The 18,020-nt window shown below is 72.9% G+C and carries 20 protein-coding genes; 9 read left to right on the forward strand and 11 right to left on the reverse strand.

What is annotated here, in order from left to right:
* Window positions 1-18: 18 nt before the first annotated feature.
* On the forward strand, window positions 19-654 hold the full coding sequence (locus tag BIV04_RS10090) for a hypothetical protein (protein WP_143048660.1): 636 nt from the start codon (window positions 19-21) through the stop codon (window positions 652-654).
* Window positions 655-744: 90 nt separating this feature from the next.
* On the opposite strand, the gene BIV04_RS10095 is transcribed toward BIV04_RS10090, so the two are convergent.
* Together BIV04_RS10095 and BIV04_RS10100 are read right to left on the reverse strand one after the other, a co-directional pair.
* A complete protein-coding gene (locus BIV04_RS10095; protein ID WP_218141844.1) occupies window positions 745-2,625 on the reverse strand; it encodes a DEAD/DEAH box helicase in 1,881 nt (626 codons plus the stop codon).
* Between the two features lie 430 nt (window positions 2,626-3,055).
* Window positions 3,056-3,655 (reverse strand): DUF1684 domain-containing protein, encoded by a 600-nt coding sequence (locus tag BIV04_RS10100; RefSeq protein ID WP_071256533.1) that lies wholly within the window; start codon window positions 3,653-3,655, stop codon window positions 3,056-3,058.
* Window positions 3,656-3,885: 230 nt separating this feature from the next.
* Between BIV04_RS10100 and BIV04_RS10105 the strand changes: the two genes are divergently transcribed.
* Entirely contained in the window at window positions 3,886-4,389 is a 504-nt protein-coding gene (locus tag BIV04_RS10105; RefSeq protein WP_071256152.1) for a nucleoside deaminase, read from the forward strand.
* A gap of 31 nt (window positions 4,390-4,420) precedes the next feature.
* Here the strand turns inward: BIV04_RS10105 and BIV04_RS10110 are convergent, their stop codons facing one another.
* The gene (locus BIV04_RS10110; protein WP_071256154.1) at window positions 4,421-4,909 is read right to left on the reverse strand and encodes a hypothetical protein; all 489 of its coding nucleotides are present in this window, start codon (window positions 4,907-4,909) and stop codon (window positions 4,421-4,423) included.
* Window positions 4,910-4,996: 87 nt separating this feature from the next.
* On the opposite strand from BIV04_RS10110, the gene BIV04_RS10115 reads away from it, so the two are divergent.
* Together BIV04_RS10115 and BIV04_RS10120 are read left to right on the forward strand one after the other, a co-directional pair.
* A complete protein-coding gene (locus BIV04_RS10115) occupies window positions 4,997-5,593 on the forward strand; it encodes a hypothetical protein (RefSeq protein WP_071256155.1) in 597 nt (198 codons plus the stop codon).
* A gap of 49 nt (window positions 5,594-5,642) precedes the next feature.
* On the forward strand, window positions 5,643-5,948 hold the full coding sequence (locus BIV04_RS10120; protein WP_055975201.1) for a DUF427 domain-containing protein: 306 nt from the start codon (window positions 5,643-5,645) through the stop codon (window positions 5,946-5,948).
* Window positions 5,949-6,243: 295 nt separating this feature from the next.
* Here BIV04_RS10120 and BIV04_RS10125 read toward each other — a convergent pair whose 3' ends face one another.
* The 8 genes from BIV04_RS10125 to BIV04_RS10160 form a co-directional block, all read right to left on the reverse strand.
* Window positions 6,244-6,888 (reverse strand): CGNR zinc finger domain-containing protein, encoded by a 645-nt coding sequence (locus BIV04_RS10125; protein WP_071256156.1) that lies wholly within the window; start codon window positions 6,886-6,888, stop codon window positions 6,244-6,246.
* A 107-nt stretch (window positions 6,889-6,995) separates the two neighbouring features.
* The gene (locus tag BIV04_RS10130) at window positions 6,996-7,451 is read right to left on the reverse strand and encodes a SprT-like domain-containing protein (protein WP_054145362.1); all 456 of its coding nucleotides are present in this window, start codon (window positions 7,449-7,451) and stop codon (window positions 6,996-6,998) included.
* Window positions 7,452-7,472: 21 nt separating this feature from the next.
* Window positions 7,473-8,684, reverse strand: coding sequence for a hypothetical protein (locus BIV04_RS10135; RefSeq protein WP_071256158.1), 1,212 nt, complete (start codon window positions 8,682-8,684; stop codon window positions 7,473-7,475).
* A gap of 135 nt (window positions 8,685-8,819) precedes the next feature.
* Entirely contained in the window at window positions 8,820-10,028 is a 1,209-nt protein-coding gene (locus tag BIV04_RS10140) for a sorbosone dehydrogenase family protein (RefSeq protein ID WP_071256159.1), read from the reverse strand.
* Between the two features lie 115 nt (window positions 10,029-10,143).
* Window positions 10,144-10,548, reverse strand: coding sequence for a flagellar assembly protein FliW (locus BIV04_RS10145; protein ID WP_071256161.1), 405 nt, complete (start codon window positions 10,546-10,548; stop codon window positions 10,144-10,146).
* Window positions 10,545-11,429, reverse strand: a complete 885-nt coding sequence (flgL, locus tag BIV04_RS10150) for a flagellar hook-associated protein FlgL (RefSeq protein WP_071256162.1) — start codon at window positions 11,427-11,429, stop codon at window positions 10,545-10,547. The genes BIV04_RS10145 and flgL overlap by 4 nt, the downstream gene beginning before the upstream one ends.
* A 3-nt stretch (window positions 11,430-11,432) precedes the next feature.
* Window positions 11,433-12,857: a flagellar hook-associated protein FlgK gene (gene flgK, locus BIV04_RS10155; protein ID WP_071256164.1), complete on the reverse strand. Its 1,425-nt coding sequence runs from the start codon at window positions 12,855-12,857 to the stop codon at window positions 11,433-11,435.
* Window position 12,858: 1 nt separating this feature from the next.
* On the reverse strand, window positions 12,859-13,362 hold the full coding sequence (locus tag BIV04_RS10160) for a flagellar protein FlgN (RefSeq protein ID WP_071256165.1): 504 nt from the start codon (window positions 13,360-13,362) through the stop codon (window positions 12,859-12,861).
* A 477-nt stretch (window positions 13,363-13,839) separates the two neighbouring features.
* On the opposite strand from BIV04_RS10160, the gene BIV04_RS10165 reads away from it, so the two are divergent.
* The 5 genes from BIV04_RS10165 to BIV04_RS10185 all read left to right on the forward strand — a co-directional run bounded on the left by BIV04_RS10165 (window position 13,840) and on the right by BIV04_RS10185 (window position 18,009).
* Window positions 13,840-14,661 (forward strand): sigma-70 family RNA polymerase sigma factor, encoded by an 822-nt coding sequence (locus BIV04_RS10165; protein WP_143048661.1) that lies wholly within the window; start codon window positions 13,840-13,842, stop codon window positions 14,659-14,661.
* A 116-nt stretch (window positions 14,662-14,777) separates the two neighbouring features.
* On the forward strand, window positions 14,778-15,602 hold the full coding sequence (locus tag BIV04_RS10170; RefSeq protein WP_071256166.1) for a flagellin: 825 nt from the start codon (window positions 14,778-14,780) through the stop codon (window positions 15,600-15,602).
* A 217-nt stretch (window positions 15,603-15,819) separates the two neighbouring features.
* Window positions 15,820-17,208 carry a flagellar filament capping protein FliD gene (gene fliD, locus BIV04_RS10175; protein ID WP_071256168.1) on the forward strand — a complete coding sequence of 463 codons (1,389 nt, stop codon included), beginning with the start codon at window positions 15,820-15,822 and terminating at the stop codon, window positions 17,206-17,208.
* Window positions 17,208-17,684: a flagellar export chaperone FliS gene (fliS, locus tag BIV04_RS10180; protein WP_083396348.1), complete on the forward strand. Its 477-nt coding sequence runs from the start codon at window positions 17,208-17,210 to the stop codon at window positions 17,682-17,684. The genes fliD and fliS overlap by 1 nt, the downstream gene beginning before the upstream one ends.
* Window positions 17,674-18,009, forward strand: a complete 336-nt coding sequence (locus BIV04_RS10185) for a hypothetical protein (RefSeq protein ID WP_071256169.1) — start codon at window positions 17,674-17,676, stop codon at window positions 18,007-18,009. Before fliS ends, BIV04_RS10185 begins: the two co-directional genes overlap by 11 nt.
* The last annotated feature ends 11 nt before the right edge of the window (window positions 18,010-18,020 follow it).

Below are 18,020 nucleotides of genomic sequence, written 5' to 3' on the forward strand. Positions count from 1 at the left end.
CTCGAGCGGGTGCACGTCGTGGCACGACAGCGCGCTCGCGACAAGGTGACCGGGTCGGTTCACCAACACGCGGCGCCCCTCGGCGACGGCGAGATCGACACGGTCGACGGGTTGCCGGTGGTGGGTGCCGCCCGCGCGGCCATCGACAGCGTGCGCCGGCATGATCTGCGCGGGGCCACCGTCGTGCTGGACCACGGGCTGCACGTGGGGGCGTACGACCGGGCCGCGCTCGAGGCCGCACTGGCCGCCCGGCCCGGGGTGCCCGGGCGTCGACGGGCGGCGGTCGCGGTCGCCTTCGCTGACGAGCGGTCCGAGTCGCCGGGCGAGTCGCTGAGCCGGGCGGGCATGAGGGCTGCGGGGCTCGCGGGGCCCGAGTTGCAGGCCCGGTTCCCGGTGACGGGCCCCCTCGTCGGCTTCGCGGACTTCTGGTGGCCGCAGTTCGGCGTCATCGGCGAGTTCGACGGCGAGGTGAAGTACCGCGACGAACGGATGCGGGCCGGGCGCAGTCCCGAGCAGGTCGTGATCGACGAGAAGCGGCGCGAGGACGATCTGCGGGCGCTGCCCGGCGTGCGCACGGTCGTCCGGTGGACCTGGGGCGACGCCCTGCGCGCCGAGCCCATGGTGCGGGCCCTCGCCCGTGCCGGGGTGCGCTGATGTGGGTGGCAGCGCAACACCCCCGAACCGGCGTCACACCCTCGGATCAGAGGGTGTCACGCCGGTTCGGGGGTGTGGCAGCGGGTCGGGTCAGCGACCGCCGCGCTGGCCGCCGCCGGTGCGGGCCTTGCCGCCGACGAGGCCGCCGACCTTGAGCGAGCCGGGACGGCCGCCCTCGGACGAGGCGCGGCGTCCGCCGCTGCGCTGGCCGCCGTCACGCTGGCCGCCCTCGCGCGAGCCGCCGAGCGACGCGGCGAACTCGGCCTGGTCGTTGCGGACCGCGTTGGTGCGGCTCTGGCCGCCGTCGCTCTGGGTGCCGCTGCTCTGGGCGCGGCGACCGGTCTGGCGGGTGCCACGGGTCTCGTCACGAGCACCGTCACGCGCGCCACGGGCGTCGTCACGGACGGGCGTGGACGAACCGCGGCCCGACTCGGTCGAGTAGAAGGTCGAGGCGCCACCGCGGGGGGCGGCGTCGCGACGCGCACCTCCGTCGCGGCCACCCTGGCGGCCGCCGTCACGCGAGCCACCCGAGCGACCCGCACCGGCACCGGCGCGACCGGCGTCGGAACCGCGACCCGCGCCTCCCTGGCTGGGGCGACCCGAACGGTCCTGACGGGCGATGGGGTTGCCCTGCGAGTCCTGACGGGCGGCGCGCTTGCGCTGGGCGTTGGCGCCCTGCGAGCGTCCGCCGCCACCCTGCTGCTGCTGGACGGCAGCCTTGGGCGAGGGCTTGACGTAGGCCGCGACCTGGCCGACGAGGGCGTCGACCTCGGGCGAGTTCGGCGTCACGGAGGTGATGGTCGGGCGGATGTCGGCCTTCTTCATCAGCTGGGCGACGTCGCGCTTCTGGCTGGGGATGACGAGGGTGACGACGTCGCCCTCGGCTCCGGCGCGGGCCGTGCGGCCCGAGCGGTGCAGGTACGCCTTGTGCTCGGTCGGCGGGTCGACGTGGATGACGAGCTCGATGTCGTCGACGTGCACGCCTCGGGCGGCGACGTCGGTGGCGACGAGCACGCGGGCCGAGCCGTCCTGGAAGGCGGCGAGGTTGCGGTCACGTTGCGGCTGCGACAGGTTGCCGTGCAGGTCGACGGCGGGGATGCCGGACTCGGTCAGCTTCTTCGCGAGCTTCTTGGCGTGGTGCTTGGTGCGCATGAAGAGGATGCGACGGCCCTGGCCGCCGGCGAGCTTCTGGATCAGCGCGTTCTTGCTGTCGACGTCGGGCGTCTCGAAGACGTGGTGGGTCATCTTGGCGACGGGCGAGTTGGCCTCGTCGACCGAGTGCAGCACCTCGTTGTGGAGGAACTGCTTGACCAGCTTGTCCACGCCGTTGTCGAGGGTGGCGCTGAAGAGGAGGCGCTGGCCGTCGTTCGGGGTGGCCTTGAGGATGCGCGTGACGCCGGGCAGGAAGCCCAGGTCGGCCATGTGGTCGGCCTCGTCGAGCACGGTGATCTCGATGGCGTCGAGCTTGACGAAGCCCTGCTTCATCAGGTCTTCGAGGCGGCCGGGGCAGGCGATGATGATGTCGACGCCGGCCTTGAGGGCCTGCACCTGACGGTTCTGCGAGACGCCGCCGAAGATGGTGGTGGTGCGCATGCCGTAGGCCTCGGCGAGCGGGGCGAGCACGGCGTCGATCTGCGTGGCGAGCTCGCGGGTGGGGGCGAGGACCAGGCCGAGGGGGCGACCGGCGCGGCGGTTGCCGCCGGCCAGCTTGCCGCCGAGGCGCGCGGCCATGGGGATGGAGAAGGCGAGGGTCTTGCCCGAGCCGGTCTTGCCGCGGCCGAGGACGTCGCGTCCGCCGAGGGTGTCGGGCAGCGTGTCGACCTGGATCGGGAAGGCGGTGGTCTTGCCTTCCGCGGCGAGGGACTTCACGATCGGGGCGGGCACGCCCAGCGAGCTGAAGGTGACGGTGTCGGCCGCCTCGTCGACGGTCGTGGCGTCGGTGTTCTCGGTGTCGAGGGTGTTCGTTGACATGTGGTGCACCTTTCGGGGCATCGGTGTCGAGCCGGGCCGAGGCTGCCTGGCCGCCTGCTGGTGCGAGGGCACGTCGGGGACGTGCTCGCACGAGGGCGGGGCAGTGCCGGGAGAACGGCTGTCGTAGCCGGGCTCGAGGTGTGGCGACGGTGCAGGTGTGCACGATCGTTTCGCCGCAGAGTGAGCTTCGCGCGCCTGCTGTTCTGCCTGGGTGTGTGCCAGGGCGGAGAGGCGGTGAGGGGCGTGCTACGACGCAGGGAGCCGATCGGACCGGCTCGCAAGTGACCCCAGCCTAGCGGCTGGGGCCGGAAAACGCGACGGGTGTGGTCTGCACGCCTGTGCGAGGGCGACGGCGGTGACGACTACAGCGTCGCGGTGGAGGTCGACACCGAGCCCAGGGGTTAGGTGCGCGTCCGTCCGCAGGGGCCGGTCAGACCGTGCGCCCGTACCGCTCGCCGACGGGGATCTCGACCGCGACCGTGTTGCCCGGCTGCGCGAGCGGGCAGGCCCAGGCCGGGTCGTAGGCACAGCTCGGGTTGTAGGCGAAGTTGAAGTCGAGCACGATCGTGCCGGGCTCGCCGCCGGCGCCGAGGTCGGCTCCCTTGACCGAGTCGATCAGGTAGCGCCCGCCGCCGTAGGTGCCGCCGGGCTTGCCTGCCAGCGCGTCCTTGATCGGGATGAACAGGCCGCCCGCGTACTGCGCCAGCTTCCACACGTCGAGGCTGCCGACGCCGGGCACGTCGACCACGCCGACGAGGTCGAAGAGCACGTCGCCGTCGGTGCCGGTCTCGACCACCATGCGTCGCGGTTCGGCCGGCTCGACCGCCACCTCGAAGCGCCATGCCGGGTCGTACGGCTTCGTCGGCAGGCCGGTGAAGTCGGGGCGGTCCTCGGGCAGCAGCGGAGTCGAGGGGTGCGTCGAGAACAGCTCGTCGCGGGTGCGTCGCCACAGGTCGTGGGCCGCCGCCAGGTCGGTCGCCTCGCGTATGTCACGGTAGAGCCCGTGGATCGTCCGCCGCCACGACGCGATGTCGAGCGCGCCCTGGGCGGGCGTCGGGCCGGTGGTCTCGGCAGGGGCGTCGGCTGTGGTGTCGGGGGTGGTCTCGCCGGTGGACGAGGAGGTGCGGGTCGGGTCGGTCACCTCTGCCACCGTACGCAGGCGGTCGCCCCGCCGCCCGTGGCTCCCTCACAGGCGGGTCGCCCGTCCACAGCGCCCCGTCCCGGCCGCGGCGATGGGCGCCCCGTGGCTACGCTCGCCCCATGACGACCGACACCACGACCACCGATCCCACCGTCACCCCGGCCGACCTCGCGCAGCTGCACCGCGCGATCGAGGTCGCGCAGCAGGCCCGTGACCACGGCAACCATCCCTTCGGCTCCCTGCTGCTCACGGCGGACGGAGAGGTCGTTGAGGCCGAGAACACGGTCGTCACCGAGGGCGACCCGACGGGCCACGCCGAGACGAACCTCGTCCGCCTCGTCGCGCAGCGGTTCGACAAGCCGACGCTGAAGGCCGCGACCCTCTACACGAGCACCGAGCCGTGCGCGATGTGTGCCGGAGCGATCCACTGGGCCGGCATCGGCCGGGTCGTCTACGCGCTCGCCGAGCAGCAGCTGCTCGGCATGGTCACCGAGCAAAAGGGCGAGTCGACGCTCGACCTGCCCTGCCGCGAGGTCTTCGCCCGTGGGGGAGGCGCGGTGTCCGTGTCGGGGCCGGCCCTGTTCGACGACGCCTCGGCCGTGCATGCCGGGTTCTGGAGCTGACGCCGGCTCCCGGTGCGGCGTGCTGCCGAGGTCAGACGTGCTTCGGGTGGGTCGGAGCCCCGCGCCAGCTCGGGGCCAGCGCCTTCATGCGCAGCGCGCGCCACTGCCACGTCGCCCAGAGCCCGGGCCAGAGCAGCAGGCCCAACGGCCCGGCGTGGAACTCGAGCCGGTCACGCAACAAGGTGTGGTCCGGGCCGTCCGGCACGACGGCCATCCGGTGGTTGATGCGCATCCGGGCGAACTGGCCGCTCGTGCCGCGACCGGTGTCACGCTGGATCCACGCACCGTCCCGTTCGTGCCAGTCGAGGTCGACGTGCGTGCTGCCGAGCGGCAGGACGCCGAGGATGCTCGCGGAGACCGGGTGCGCCTCCTCGGTCCAACGGTCGGGGAAGCCCGACGGCGACTCGGACCGGTAGACGACCAGCGGCTTCGTCACGGCGACCATCACCCGGGGGTCGCGCAGGGCGTCGGTCGCGACGTCGACGGGGCAGGCGAGGCGGAGTTTGAGCTGCACGTGCATGCCCCGATCCAACTCCCGCCGCCTGATCGGATGTCACGTCGCGTCACGCACGGGCGACGTCCGAGCGCGGCTGCCTACGCTGGTCCGATGAGTTCGCACGGCCAGCAGAAGTACCAGGTGAGGCTCGACCACGGCGTGGCCGGAGCCGCCCGCATCGCCCCCGGGGCGCACGTCGTCGTCGTGGTCGACGTGCTCGACGGGCACGGCACCCTGTCGCGGGACGAGACCGTGCGCGTCGTCGCCGCGCTGCCCGAGGTCGCGAGCGGGGCCGACGTCCTCGTCGTCACCGGCGCCAGTGCCGCGGCCGAGGTGGCCCGGCACGTGGTCGATCGTCAGACCCGAGAAGGAGACCGCGCCCTCGTCGCGATCGTCGCCGCGGGGGCGGTCGAAGCCGACGGGTTCCGGCCCGCCGTCGAGGACCAGCTCGCCGCCGGAGCGGTGGTCGACGCGCTCGCAGCGGTCGGCATCGACTTCTCGTCACCCGAGGCGGCCGTCGCCTGCGCCGCCGCCGGGGCGCTCGCCCGGGCCTCGTCGCACCTGCTGACGGCCTCGGCCTCGGCGACCGAGCTGGTCGCGACCGACCGGGGCGACGTGGTCGACGCGGCCCGCGCCTCCTCGTCCTCCGTGGCGGTCGTGGCCGTCGTCCGGGAGGGCTCCCGCGAGGAATTCATCCCCTCGGCGTAGCGTTGCGGCCAGAGCGACCCGAACGTCGCCCCGACCCGCAGGAGGAACCATGAAGGCAGTGCTCACCGACGGAACCGTCGTCGCCGAGGCCCCGAAAGACGAGCTGATCTCGATCGAGGGCAACTGGTACTTCCCGCCCGCGAGCGTGAACTCCGACCTGCTGACCGAGAGCCCCACCCAGTACCACTGCCCGTGGAAGGGCGACACCCAGTACTTCAGCGTGAAGTCGGGCGACGACCTGCTGCAGGACCGCGCCTGGAGCTACCCGACGCCGATCCCGACCTCGTTCGACCGCGTCGGCAAGGACTACTCGGGCTACGTCGCCTTCTGGAAGGACGTCTCGGTCGTCGACTGACCTGTCGTCGCCCGTCGTCCGTCGCCCGCGCGGGTCGGCCCCGTGCGGAGCCGCACCGCTCACGCCGCCACGAAATGAACAACCCGCCACGCGATCACGTGGCGGGTTGTTTACTTCGTGGCGGGGAGAGCATGTCGGGTGCCGGGTGCGGGGCGTCGGGCGGCACGCCGGGCTGGGTGACTGGACAGAGGCCGAGCGGGTCAGCGGGCTCGGGTGGTGGCCGAGCGGGCCGGACGGGGTGGCCGAGCGGAGCGGCCGATCAGCGTGCGCGACTCCGACCTCGGCCGAGGGAGGGTCAGGCGCGGGCGGCCCGGGCACGGTGTGCCCGCACCTTGGCGCGGTTGCCGCACCGCTGCATCGAGCACCAGCGGCGGCTGCCGGCGCGCGACTCGTCGAAGAAGACGAGCCCGCACGCCTCGTTCGTGCACCGACGGAGGCGCGAGTCCGGTCCGCCTCCGAAGCCGACGGTCGTGAAGAGGGTCACCGCGTCGCGCGCGACCGACGCCATCGCCTGCCCGAGCCGCAGGCGCCCCGCCCCGGCCTGGCGTCGGCCGCCCTCGAGGGACGGCGGGACGTCGGGCAGCGCCGCGAACAGGTTGAGCGTGTCGACGTCGTCGGGGTCCGTCGAGGTGCCGTCGGCCGCGGCCACCGCGAGCCGGGCGATCGCGTCGCGCAGGCCCCGGGCGTCGGCGAGTTCACGGTCGCCCGCCGAGCCCGCGATGCCGTCGAAGCGTTCGCCGATCCAGTCGTCGAGATCGGCGGGCAGCAGCAGGCCGTCCCACGGGGTCGATCCGTCGGCGGGCAGGCCGAGGCCCGACTCCGGGCCGAAGCGCGACCCGGCACGGAATCCGCCGAGGTAGGCGAAGTCGAGGCTGAGCGCGCCCGAGTCGAAGAACCACCGGGTGTCGGTGTCGGATCTGAGCCACTGTCCGGTCTGCACCTGACCACCCTAACCGGTTACGGGCCTCCTCGGCCTTCCTGTCCCTGCTCCGAGGGGCAGGGGCGGGGGCAGCCGCGGGGGCGGACGACGGCCCGGGAGGCGCGGCGTCAGACCTCGCGCTTGGTCCAGGTGATCAGGTGGGCCGGGTCGTACCGACGCGAGCACCGCCCGCAGGCGAGCGGCCGCGCGGGCTGCCGGTAGCGGTAGTGCTCGTGCCCCGCCGGGCAGACCCCGACCCAGGGGGCGAGTTCGCTGGCGATGGCTCCGTCGTGCAGGCGTGAGCCGACGTAGCCCAGGTCGGTCGCGACGGCCTTCCACCGGGGGCCGTGACCGGCGCGCGAGCCGGCGAGGGCGTGGGCGACCTCGTGCAGCAGCACCTGGTGGATCTCGTCGTCGTCGTATCGGCCGGCGAGGTGCCGCGAGACCGTGATGCGCTTCGTCGTGTAGTTGCACAGGCCCGCGCGGGTCTTGGCGTTGTCGAAGCCGAAGGTCCACACGGCGGGGTCGAGGTGCAGGTCGATGAGCGCGGCGGCCCAGCGCCGCACCCGGTCGAGGTCGGCCACGTCGAGGTCAGGAGGCGCGGGTCAGCGCCGCGGGAAGGGCCAGGTGGTGGGCTCGTCGTCGCGCGGGAGGCCGTCGACGACCCCGGTCACGCCGGTGCCGCCGGTTCGGGGCCGCTCGGCGGTGCGGCTCTCGTCCTCGCCACGACGTTCGGCGTCGAACTCGTCGGAGTCGCGGTCTCGGTGACCCGCGGCACGCTCGGCCAGGTGGCTGATCTTGCCCCAGAGACCACCGTCGCGGGGTGCGGCAGGGGCGGTCGCGGCGACCTTCTCGGCTCGGGCCGCGGCGGCCTCGGCCACGGGCGACGCGGCGGCCTCGTCGGGCATCGACTCGGGATCGAAGCTGATCGCGGCGGTGCGCGCGGCGTCGATGGGCTGACGGACCGGCACCGCGCCTCCGTCGGCGTCGACGTCGGAGGTCGTGGCCTCGGTGCTCGGCGGAGCCTCGGGGGCGGGAGCGGGAGCAGACGCGGGCGACCCGCCGTAGAGCGCGGCGATGCCGTCGAAGCGGGGCACCTGGGTCCGGGCCGGGGCCGCGGGCGAGACCGGCGGCGCCGACGTCAGGGGCTGGACCGGCACCGGGTTCGTGTCACCCACGGCCGAGGCCTCGATCCGTGGCTGCGGGCCCGTGTCGCTCAGGTAGGCGCGCATGACGCCCTCGATCGCGACGCGCAGCCCGTTCGTGCGGTCGCGCGGAGCGCCTGACGCCTCGTACGCCTCGAGTGCCTTGGCCAGCGTCTCGCGAGCCTCTTCGTTGCGGCCGAGGTCGTACAGCGTGTAGCCCTCGAGTTCGGCGGCGGCGGCCTCGAGCTCGCGCCACTCTTCGGTGGCGGCCGTGATGCGGCTGGTGTGCAGGTCGTTCAGGGCACGGTCGAGCTTGCCCTGCTCGCGGAAGATGTGCGCCCGTCGGATGCGGGCGGCCGTCGAGTCGGCCCGGTCGCCGGTGAAGTGCGCCAGGCGGAAGGCCTCCTCGGCGATGGCGAGGGCCTCGTCGAGGCGGCCGAGCAGGCGCAACAGGTCGGCGCGCTCACCGAGGGCGGCGGTGCTGCGGCTCTGGCCCAGGGCGGCGAGGCGGGCCTCGGCGGCGGGCACGTCGACGGCCGTGCGCAGGCTGACGGGGTCGAATCCGCCGGCGCCACCGATGCCGCGCACGACGGGTGCGGCGAGCCCCGGCGGCACGGTCTGGGGGCGGGCGCTGCCGGGTGCTGTCGTGTCGGGTCGGTCGTGCTGGCTCATCGAGTACGAGGGTAACCGCCCGGCCCCCGAACAGGCCGCGCGGCGCGCAGCGTGGAGGCGAGTGTCCCGGGCCCGTGTGGAGAACCCGACCCGCGCCTCCTCGGGTCGCGTGCCGAACCCGACCCGACCCGCGGGTCAGGGGACGGCGGTGAGGGGGACGCTGACGATGCGGTCGTCGCCGGCGCTCGGCGTGCCGCGGCCGTCGGTGTTGTTCGTCACGAGCCAGAGGGTGCCGTCGGGACCGGGCAGGACGTCGCGGATGCGGCCGAGCGACCGATCTCCGGCGAAGAGCTCGGTCGGCACGGCCTCGGAGCCGGGCGCCACCTGGATCTCGAACAGCTTCTCGCCGCCGAGCCCGGCCAGGTACAGCGTCGTGCCGACCGCCGTGAGGCCGCTCGGGCTGGCGTCGTCGGTCGACCACAGCAGCACCGGATTCGAGAAGCCGGCGACCTCGCCGCGTCCCTCGACCTCGGGCCAGCCGTAGTTCGCCCCGGGCTCGAGGGCGTTGAGCTCGTCGTAGGTGTTCTGTCCGAACTCGGCCGCCCAGGCGGCACCGGTGGCGTCCCAGGCGATGCCCTGCGGGTTGCGGTGGCCGAGCGAGTAGACGAGCGACCCGGGCGTGGGGTTGTCGTCGGGCACGCCGCCGACCGGGGTCGCGCGCAGCACCTTGCCGCCGAGCGACCCGGGGTCCTGGGCGTTCGGCCGTTGGTTCGCGTCGCCCGTCGTCACGTAGAGCAGCCCGTCCGGGCCGAACGCGATGCGGCCGCCGTCGTGGTTGCTCGCCTTCGGGATGCCGGTGATCACGGCCTCCTGCTCGCCCAGGCCGTAGGAGCCGGCCTCGCCCGTGACGGGCGCGCGCACGACGCGGTTGTCGTCGGCGGTCGTGGCGTAGGCGTAGAGGTACGACGGCGACCCGGCGAGCACGGCCAGGCCGAGCAGTCCGCCCTCGCCTTCGTGCACGACCCCGTCGATCGTGCCGGCCTCTCGGGTGCTGCCGTCGGCGAGCATCTCGAGCACCGTGCCGGTGTCGCGCAGGCTGACGAACGACGACCCGGTGTCGAGTCGCACGACCGACCAGGGGGCGGCCAGGTCGGTGGCGACGTCGGTCGGTTCGGCGTCGGCCGCGACGGTGACGGCGGTCGCGTCGGTGGTCGCTGCGACCGGGCCGGGACCGGCGGCGGCGGTCGGGTCGGTCGGGGTCTCGGACGCCGGGCGGGTGGCGGCCCGGCCGCCCGAGCCCGTGGCGTCGGCCCCGGCGGTGCAGCCGACGAGCAGGACGGCGGTGACCGCCGCCATCGTGCCGACGGCGAGCCGGTGCCGTGTGGTGCGGGGTGTCGTGATCATGATCGCGCCTCCTGCGATCAAGGCAAGCGGACGACCAGCGCGACCGCATCCGTCGTCACCACACCGTGACCGGCTTCGCAGCCGGTGCCCAGCCCGGCGCCCGGGATGCGCGGGCCTACGAGCTCGGGTTCAGCTCGGCGCGCAGCGGCCAGTCCTGGCCCTCGAGGATCAGCTGGGCACCCGCCCCGGTGCGGACGTTGACCACGATCGGCGCGAGCAGGTTGACCGTCATGCCGGTCGCCGCGGGCGTCGCGACGACGAGCAGCAGGGCCTCGGCGGCGTCCTGCAGGTCGAGGGTGGCGGACTGGTCGTCCGACACGACGGGCGAGTAGTCGGGCAGGTGCACCGACGCGTCGAGCACGAACAGTCGCACCTCGGACCCGCTCGCCCGCAGGGCGAACAGTCCGGGGGCACCGTCGATGCGCTCCAGCGAGAAGTCGGTCAACGGCTCGAGACCGAACGGAGGAGCGACGAACGTCACGACGGAGCCCGCGACCTCGCGGGCGGCGTTCGCGCTCATCGGAGGAAGTCCATCAGCGTGGGCTGCAGCACCTTGGCGGTGACCGCGAGGGCTGCCTGGTAGGAGGTGTTCTGCATCTGGAGCTCGAGCACGGCCTGGCCGAGATCGAGGTCCATGATGCCGGCGCGCTGCGCCTCGAGCGTGGTCTTGGTGTCCAAGAGGGTGTCCTCGGCTCTCAGGATCTGGGACTGTCGTGCCCCGATGTCGGACTGTACGCCGCGGACGGCCGTCAACCGGGCGTCGACCTCGGTGAGCCGCGTCCCGACGTTGACGCCGGCCCGCAGGTCGCTGCTGATGCGGTCCAGCATGCTGAAGACCGAGTCGGCACCGGTGCCGAAGGCGGTGGCCCCGTCGGCGTCGACGCGCACACTGGTCTCGACGCCGATCTGGCGGGTGACCGACGAGCCCGGGGTGCCGGTGTAGCTGAAGTCGGGGCGGAAGGCGACGCCCGCGTCCGACGTGCCGGCGAAGACGCTGCGACCGTTGTACGAGGTGTTCGCCACGGCGAGCAGGTCGGCCTTGAGGCCGTCGATCTCGGTCGCGATGGCGTCGAGCGCCGGTTGTGACAGCGCGCCGGTGTTGGCGCCCTGCACCGTGAGGTCGCGCACCTTCTTGAGCACGTCGTCGGTGGACGACAGCGCCGAGTCGGCCAGCGAGAGCCACCCGTTGCCGTCGCCGACGTTGCGGGAGAACTGCACGTTCGCCGCCTGCTCGGCCTTGACCCGCAGCGCGTCCGCCGTGCCGGCCGGATCGTCCGACGGCTTCGCGATGCGGTCCAGGGTCGACGCGCGCTGCTGGGCCTGGTCGACCCGGTACGAGCTGGTCTGCAGGTTGCGCTGCGCGGTGAGCATCGCCATCTGGTTCGTGGTGCGGGTGATCATCGGTTACCTCCCGACCCGTCCCATGCCGTTGATCAACGTGTCGAGCATCTCGTCGATCGCGGTCATGACCCGGGCCGCGCCCTGGTAGGCGTGCTGATAGGTGAGCAGGTTGACGTTCTCCTCGTCGAGGCTGACCCCGGCGGTCGAGAGCTGGCGACCCTTGGCGGACGTCGCCGCGAGGTCGGTGAGGGTCGAACGGTCGGCCTCGGTGCGGGCCGTCGCCCCGATCGTGCTGACGATCGAGCCCCAGGTGCGGTCGGGGGAGCCGACCGACAGGCCGATCTGGCCGACGGCCCGGGCGACCGAGCCGTCGAGGGCCCCGCCCGTGCCGTTGCCCGAGGCGATGGTCGAGGCGCCGGTCGGCAGCACGGTGAGGCCGCGGGCGGCGGACACCCCGGCGGTGAACCCGAAGAAGGCGTGACCCGTGGTGCCGTCGGCCGTCGTCCCGGTGGAGTGCACCGCGTTGACCTGGGCGGCGAGCTGGGTCGCGAGGGCGTCGTAGCTCGCCGCGGCCTCGGCCAGCACGCCGCCGGTGCCGCCGGGAGCGGCCGGGGCCAGCACCGACAGCGAGCCGGCGATGCTGCCGCCGTCGAGCGAGATCGGGTCGCCGGGGCGGTGGGTCCATTCGAGCGAGACCCCCGAGGAGGCGGTGGCCAGGGTGTAGTCGCCGGTCACCTTCACCTGCCGGGCCGAGTCGCCCGACACCAGGGCGTTGCCGCCGACCAGGACGTCGACCGTGCCGTCCGCGTTGTCGCGCACCGTGCCTCCGGCGAGCGTCGCGATCTTCTCGGTCAGCGCCGAGCGCGCGTCCACCAGCTCGTTGGTGCTGACACCCTGCTGTGTCGCGGTGCGGATGCGCACGTTGAGGTCGGCGACCTGGGTCGCGGCCGAGTTGAGCTGCGAGGCGAGACCGTCGAGCTGCTGACGCTGCGAGGTCCACTGGTCGTCCACGGCCTTGTAGCCGGTCGAGAGGGTCTGGGCGATCGTGTTCGCCTGGCCGAGCAGCACGGCGGCGGGGGCGGCGGACGACGGGTCGTTCGAGACGTCCTGCCAGGCCGACCAGAACTTCGTCAGCTGCGAGGCGATGCCGGTGGTGCTCGGCTCGTTCAGGGAGGACTCGAGGGCGGCGGTGACCGAGGCGCGCACGCCCTGGTAACCGGCGGCCCCGGCAGCGCCGCGCACCTGCGCGTCGGCGAACCGGTCGCCGATGCGGGCGATGCCGTCGACCGACACGCCCTGTCCGGGCTGCACGCCGGTCGAGAACAGGCCCACGCGGGCCGCGGCCTCGATCGAGGACTGGGTGACCCGTTGGCGCGTGTAGCCCTCGGTGTTGACGTTGGCGATGTTCTGGCCGACCACGTCGAGCCCGGTCCGGGCCGCGGTCAGCCCGCGGTAGGCCGTGTTGAGGCTGCCGAACGTGCTCGCCACGTCAGAGCCGCCCGTCGAAGAGGTGGCCGCCGGAGGCGCTGGCCGAGTTCGCGTGTCCGGTCTGGCCGGACGCGTCGTACGTCGCGGTCGCGGGGCCGGTCGACGCGGTGGCCAACGTCTCCTGCGTGGCGCGGGCGGCGGCCCGGAGGAATCGTTCGTTCTCGTCGCGCAGCTGCGCGATGCGGCCGGTCAGCTCGGTCATGGCGCGCAGGTGGGCGGTGAAGATCTCGCCCCACGGGCCGGCCGGGGCCGCGGCGATGATCTCGCGCAGCGGGGCCTCCTCGTCGGTGCCCCACTCGCGGGCGACGGCCGACACCTCGACGCTGCGCTCGAGGCCCGCCGACCGCAGGCGTCCGAGCACCTGCTCGACCTCACGCGTGGCGTGGTCGATCCAGCGGCTGCGGCCCGCGGTGAGCAGCAGCTGCTCCTCCTCGAGCTTGAAGGTCAGCAGCTCGAGCAGCTCGCGCTCTCGCCAGAGCAGCGCGGAGAGTTCGTTCGCGCCCATGGGGGCCTCCTCGGTCGGTTGCGTCGGTGCGTCGGGTTCGTCGGTCGTCGGCGAGGAGTGCCTGACGTCCTCTGCACCGGGGACTATCGGCGGAGGCGCGGCGTGCGTTAGCGGCGGGCCCGAGTGTCCTCGTCCGGGCTCCTAGCCTTAAAGGAGCGGTCGAAGCTAGGGGCGTTCCGACCCAGTCCGGGGGTGGGGGCACGGGGTGTGTCCCCCGAAGGGATGACGACCGTTCCCCCGCACTGGGGGCAGTCCCGGCCTGCCGCCACCCCCCTCCTGCTCGATAGCGTTGCAGAGCAGCGACGGGCCCCCGACGGGTCGGTCGCAGCGCACCATCCGCGGTCCCGCCCCTACCTGTCCGGGCGACCCGCGCCTCCTCGGCGAACCCTGTCGACGTGCCCTGATCAGAGGGCCGTTCGTCGCGCCCGGAGTCACCGTCACCGGACCACAGAGGTCCCCTTCGCACTGGGAGTCGCGATGAACCGCACCGAACGCAACGCCATGGTGGTGGAGAACCTGCCGTTGGTCGGTTACCTCGTCTCGGAGGTGTGCGCCCGCGCCACCCACCTGTCCCGCGACGACCTCGCCTCGGTCGGTGCCGTCGCCCTCGTGCAGGCCGCCGACGCCTTCGACCCCACCCTCGGCATCCCGTTCGGCGCCTACGCCCGCACCCGCATCGTCGGTGCGTTCGCCGACGACATGCGCTCGGGCGACTGGGCCAGCCGCGGCACGCGCAAGCGCATCAAGGAGACCCTCGCCGTGCAGGAGGCGCTCACCGCGACCCTGGGACGCGCCCCGAGCGTGGACGAGATCGCCGGTGCCCTCGGAGTCGACCGTCAGACGGCCGCCGGCGCCCTGACCGACGCGGCCCGGACCGTCTCGGCCCTCGACGACACCGTCGCCGACCACCTCGCCGCCGATCTGCCGCTGCCCGAGGAGAACCTGCTGGTCTCGGAGCGCAGCCGCTACGTCGCCGCGGCCGTCGAGGCCCTGCCCGAGCGCATGCGCCTGATCGTCGAGGGTGTCTACTTCGGCGACCGCACGGTCACCGAGATCGCCGACGAGCTCGGCATCACCCACTCGGCGGTGTCGCAACAGCGCACCGAGGCGGTCCGCCTGCTGCGCGACGCCCTCGAGTCGCACTACGCCGACGACCCCGACGCCGAGTTCACGCCGGTCTCGAAGACCGCGCCGGCCCGACGCAGCGCGTACCTGTCGCGCGTCGCGACGAACGCCGCCGTCGGCATCGCCCGCGCCATGCGCGAGCCCGATGCGGCCGTCGTCAGCACGGCGGTCTGAGATCGCCCGAAAAAACTTCTGCGGCTGACTTACAGCCGCGGTCGACCGGCCGACAGTAGCCGGTGTCAGCCCACGGATGGGCCGACGAACACCACCCAGTCACGGAGGAGAACACCATGGGTATGCAGATCAACACCAACCTCGCGGCCAACAACACGTACCGCAACCTGAACGCCACGCAGAACGACCTGTCGAAGAGCCTCGAGAAGCTCTCGTCCGGCCTCCGCATCAACCGTGCCGCTGACGACGCGGCCGGCCTCGCGATCTCCGAGGGCCTGCGTTCGCAGGTCGGCGGACTGACCGTTGCCGCACGCAACGCCCAGGACGGCATCTCGGTCGTCCAGACCGCTGAAGGTGGCCTCACCGAGGTGCACTCGATCCTCCAGCGTGTCCGCGACCTCGCGGTCCAGTCGGGCAACGACTCGAACAACGCCGACGCCCGCACGGCCATCCAGACCGAGGTCACGGCGCTCGGCGACGAGCTCACCCGCATCGGCAACTCGACCAACTTCAACGGGATCGACCTGCTCAACAGCGCCGGCTCGCTGACGTTCCAGGTCGGCGCCGGCTCGACGGCGGCCAACGACCAGATCTCGGTGAAGCTCACCGACATCACGGCCGTCGCCACCGCCGTCAAGGCACTCACGTTCGGCGACTCGGCTGCAGCGCTCACCTCGATCGCGGCCGTCGACACCCAGATCAAGAACGTGTCGTCGGCTCGTTCCGAGCTCGGTGCCGTGCAGAACCGCTTCGAGCACTCCATCGCGTCGACCAACGTCGCGAAGGAGAACCTCACGGCGGCCCAGTCGCGCATCCGCGACGTCGACATGGCCGAAGAGATGGTCAAGTACACGCGTTCCAACGTGCTCAGCCAGGCCGGCACCGCGATGCTGGCCCAGGCGAACCAGAGCAGCCAGGGCGTGCTGTCGCTCCTCCGCTAGTCCTAGCTGAGGAGGGTCCCGTGCTCCCAGCTCGGGCCTGACACATCGCTTCACCGCGGTCGGAGACCGGGTGGTGCCGAGGTCGCAGCTGATCCTGCGTCCTCGCACCACCCGGTCTCGCCACGACCGCCGTGGTCTGGTACCCCCACGCACTCGATCTGCCCCCACCTGTTCCCTGACATCCCCGCCGCACCCACCCCTTCGACAGGAGCACCAGATGGCCTCGCTCGGCATCGACGGCCTCGTCAGCGGGCTCGACACGACCACACTCATCAACACATTGATGCAGTCCGAGGCCGTGCCGCAGACGATCCTGAAGAACAAGGCCACCGTCGGCCAGACGCTCGTCACTGCCCTGCAGGGGCTCAACACGAAGATCGCCGACCTGGCGACGCTCGCGGCCTCGGCCGCCAAACCCGGGTCGCTCTCGTTGTTCACCCCGACCAGCAGCTCGACGGCGGTGACGGCGACCACCGTGGCCGGGGCCGTCTCCGGATCGGTCGACCTCGTGGTCGGGGCGACCGCCTCGTCGAAGACCGCCGTGACCGCGGCCATGACCGCCTGGCCCGACTCGCCCGCCACCCTGACCTTCGTCTCGGCCGCCGGGGTCACGACCGAGGTGACCGCCGCCTCCTCGTCGCTCGACGACGTCGTGACGGCGATCAACGCGTCGGGCGCCGGCATAGCCGCCGTCAAGGTCGCCTCGGGCAAGGACGCCTCGGGTGCCGTGCAGTACCGCCTTCAGCTCTCGAGCGAGAAGAGCGGTGCCGAGGGCGGGTTCGACGTCTATCGCGGCACGGCCGCCGACGTCGACGCCGGTACCGCGCCCGACCTGATCGCCCAGCCCGGTGCCGCCGTGATCTCGCAGGCTCGTGACGCCTCGATCACGCTGTGGGCGGGGACGGCGGCCGAGCAGGTCGTCACCAGCAGCAGCAACACGTTCACCGATGTGCTGCCCGGTGTCTCGGTCACGGTCTCCGCCGTGACCACCGCACCCGTGCACCTCTCGATCGCCCGCGACGCGACGGCCGCCACCAAGGTCGCGACCGACCTGATCGCCGGTGTCAACGCCGCTCTGGGCCTGATCAGCACCAAGAGCGCGGCCACGACCTCGACCAGCGCGACGGGGACGACGACCGTCACCGCGGGCGTCTTCGGTGGCAATTCGACCACGCGTGGCATCACTCAGCGTCTGACCGATGCCGTGCTCAGCCCCGTCGGCGGTCAGTCGCCGAGCACCATCGGCATCTCGATCGACGCGAAGACCGGCCAGTTCGCCGTCGACGCCACGAAGTTCGCCGCCGCCCTCGCCGCCGACCCCGAGAAGGTACAGGCGACGATGAGTGCGATCGCCGCGCGGGTGGCCTCGACGGCCACGGCCGTCTCGGACAAGTTAGACGGCTCGCTGACGAAGGTGATCACCGGTCAGCAGTCGGTCGTCAAAGACCTCACCAACCGTGTCAGCGAATGGGACGACCGCCTGGCGTCCCGCCGGGCGAACCTGCAGAAGACCTACTCGGCCCTCGAGGTCTCGCTCAGCGCGCTGACCGCGCAACAGAGCTACATCACCAGCCAGCTCGCCAGCCTCTCGTCGAGCAGCAGCTGATGGACGCCACCTCGTTCGCCGCCTTCGCCGCGGCCTCGGCCGGCCCCTCGGCCGTCGTGCAAAAGCAGCGCGCCCAGTACACGAGCGACGCCGTGCTGTCGGCGACGCCCGTGCAGCTCGTCACGATGCTCTACGACCGCCTCATGCTCGACCTGTCCCGCGCCGAGGCCGCGCAGGTCGCCGCCAACTGGGGCGCCGCCTCGGAGCAGTTGCTACACGCCCAGGCGATCATCGCCGAGCTGTCGTCGTCGCTCAAGATCGACGTCTGGGACGGCGGCGAGGGCCTCCTCGCCCTGTACACCTACACGTCGACCGCCCTGGTCAACGCCAACGTGCACCGTGACGTCGCGCAGACCCGCGAGGTCACCGGACTGCTCGAACCGCTGCGCCAGGCCTGGCACGAGGCAGCGGCCTCGCTGCAGGCCGGTGCCGCCTCGACCGTCCCTGGCCTGGCCGGAGGCTTCGGTGTCGCCTAGGACCGAGCGGACGCACGCCGCCTGGCGCGCCGCCCTGGACGAGCTGGAGGCGCTGGTCGCCGAGGCGGACTCCTCGCTTCCCGCAGGTGACGCCGACACGGCGACGGCGCCGGCCCCTCCCCGACGTTGGACGCCCCCCACGGGGCTGGGCCCGTTGCCGCAGGACCTGGCGACCCGCGCCTCCTCGTTGGCCGAGCGCCAGCGCGGCGTCATCGGCCGCCTCGAGGCCGCCCGGGCCGCCGTGCTGCAGCACCTCGGCGCCGTCCGCACGGTCGAGGCGTCGCACGAGCCGTCGCGCCCGGTCTACCTCGACGCCACCGGCTGAGACAGAGCAAG

The organism is Frigoribacterium sp. MCBA15_019 (assembly GCF_001864945.1).
Lineage (GTDB): Bacteria > Actinomycetota > Actinomycetes > Actinomycetales > Microbacteriaceae > Frigoribacterium.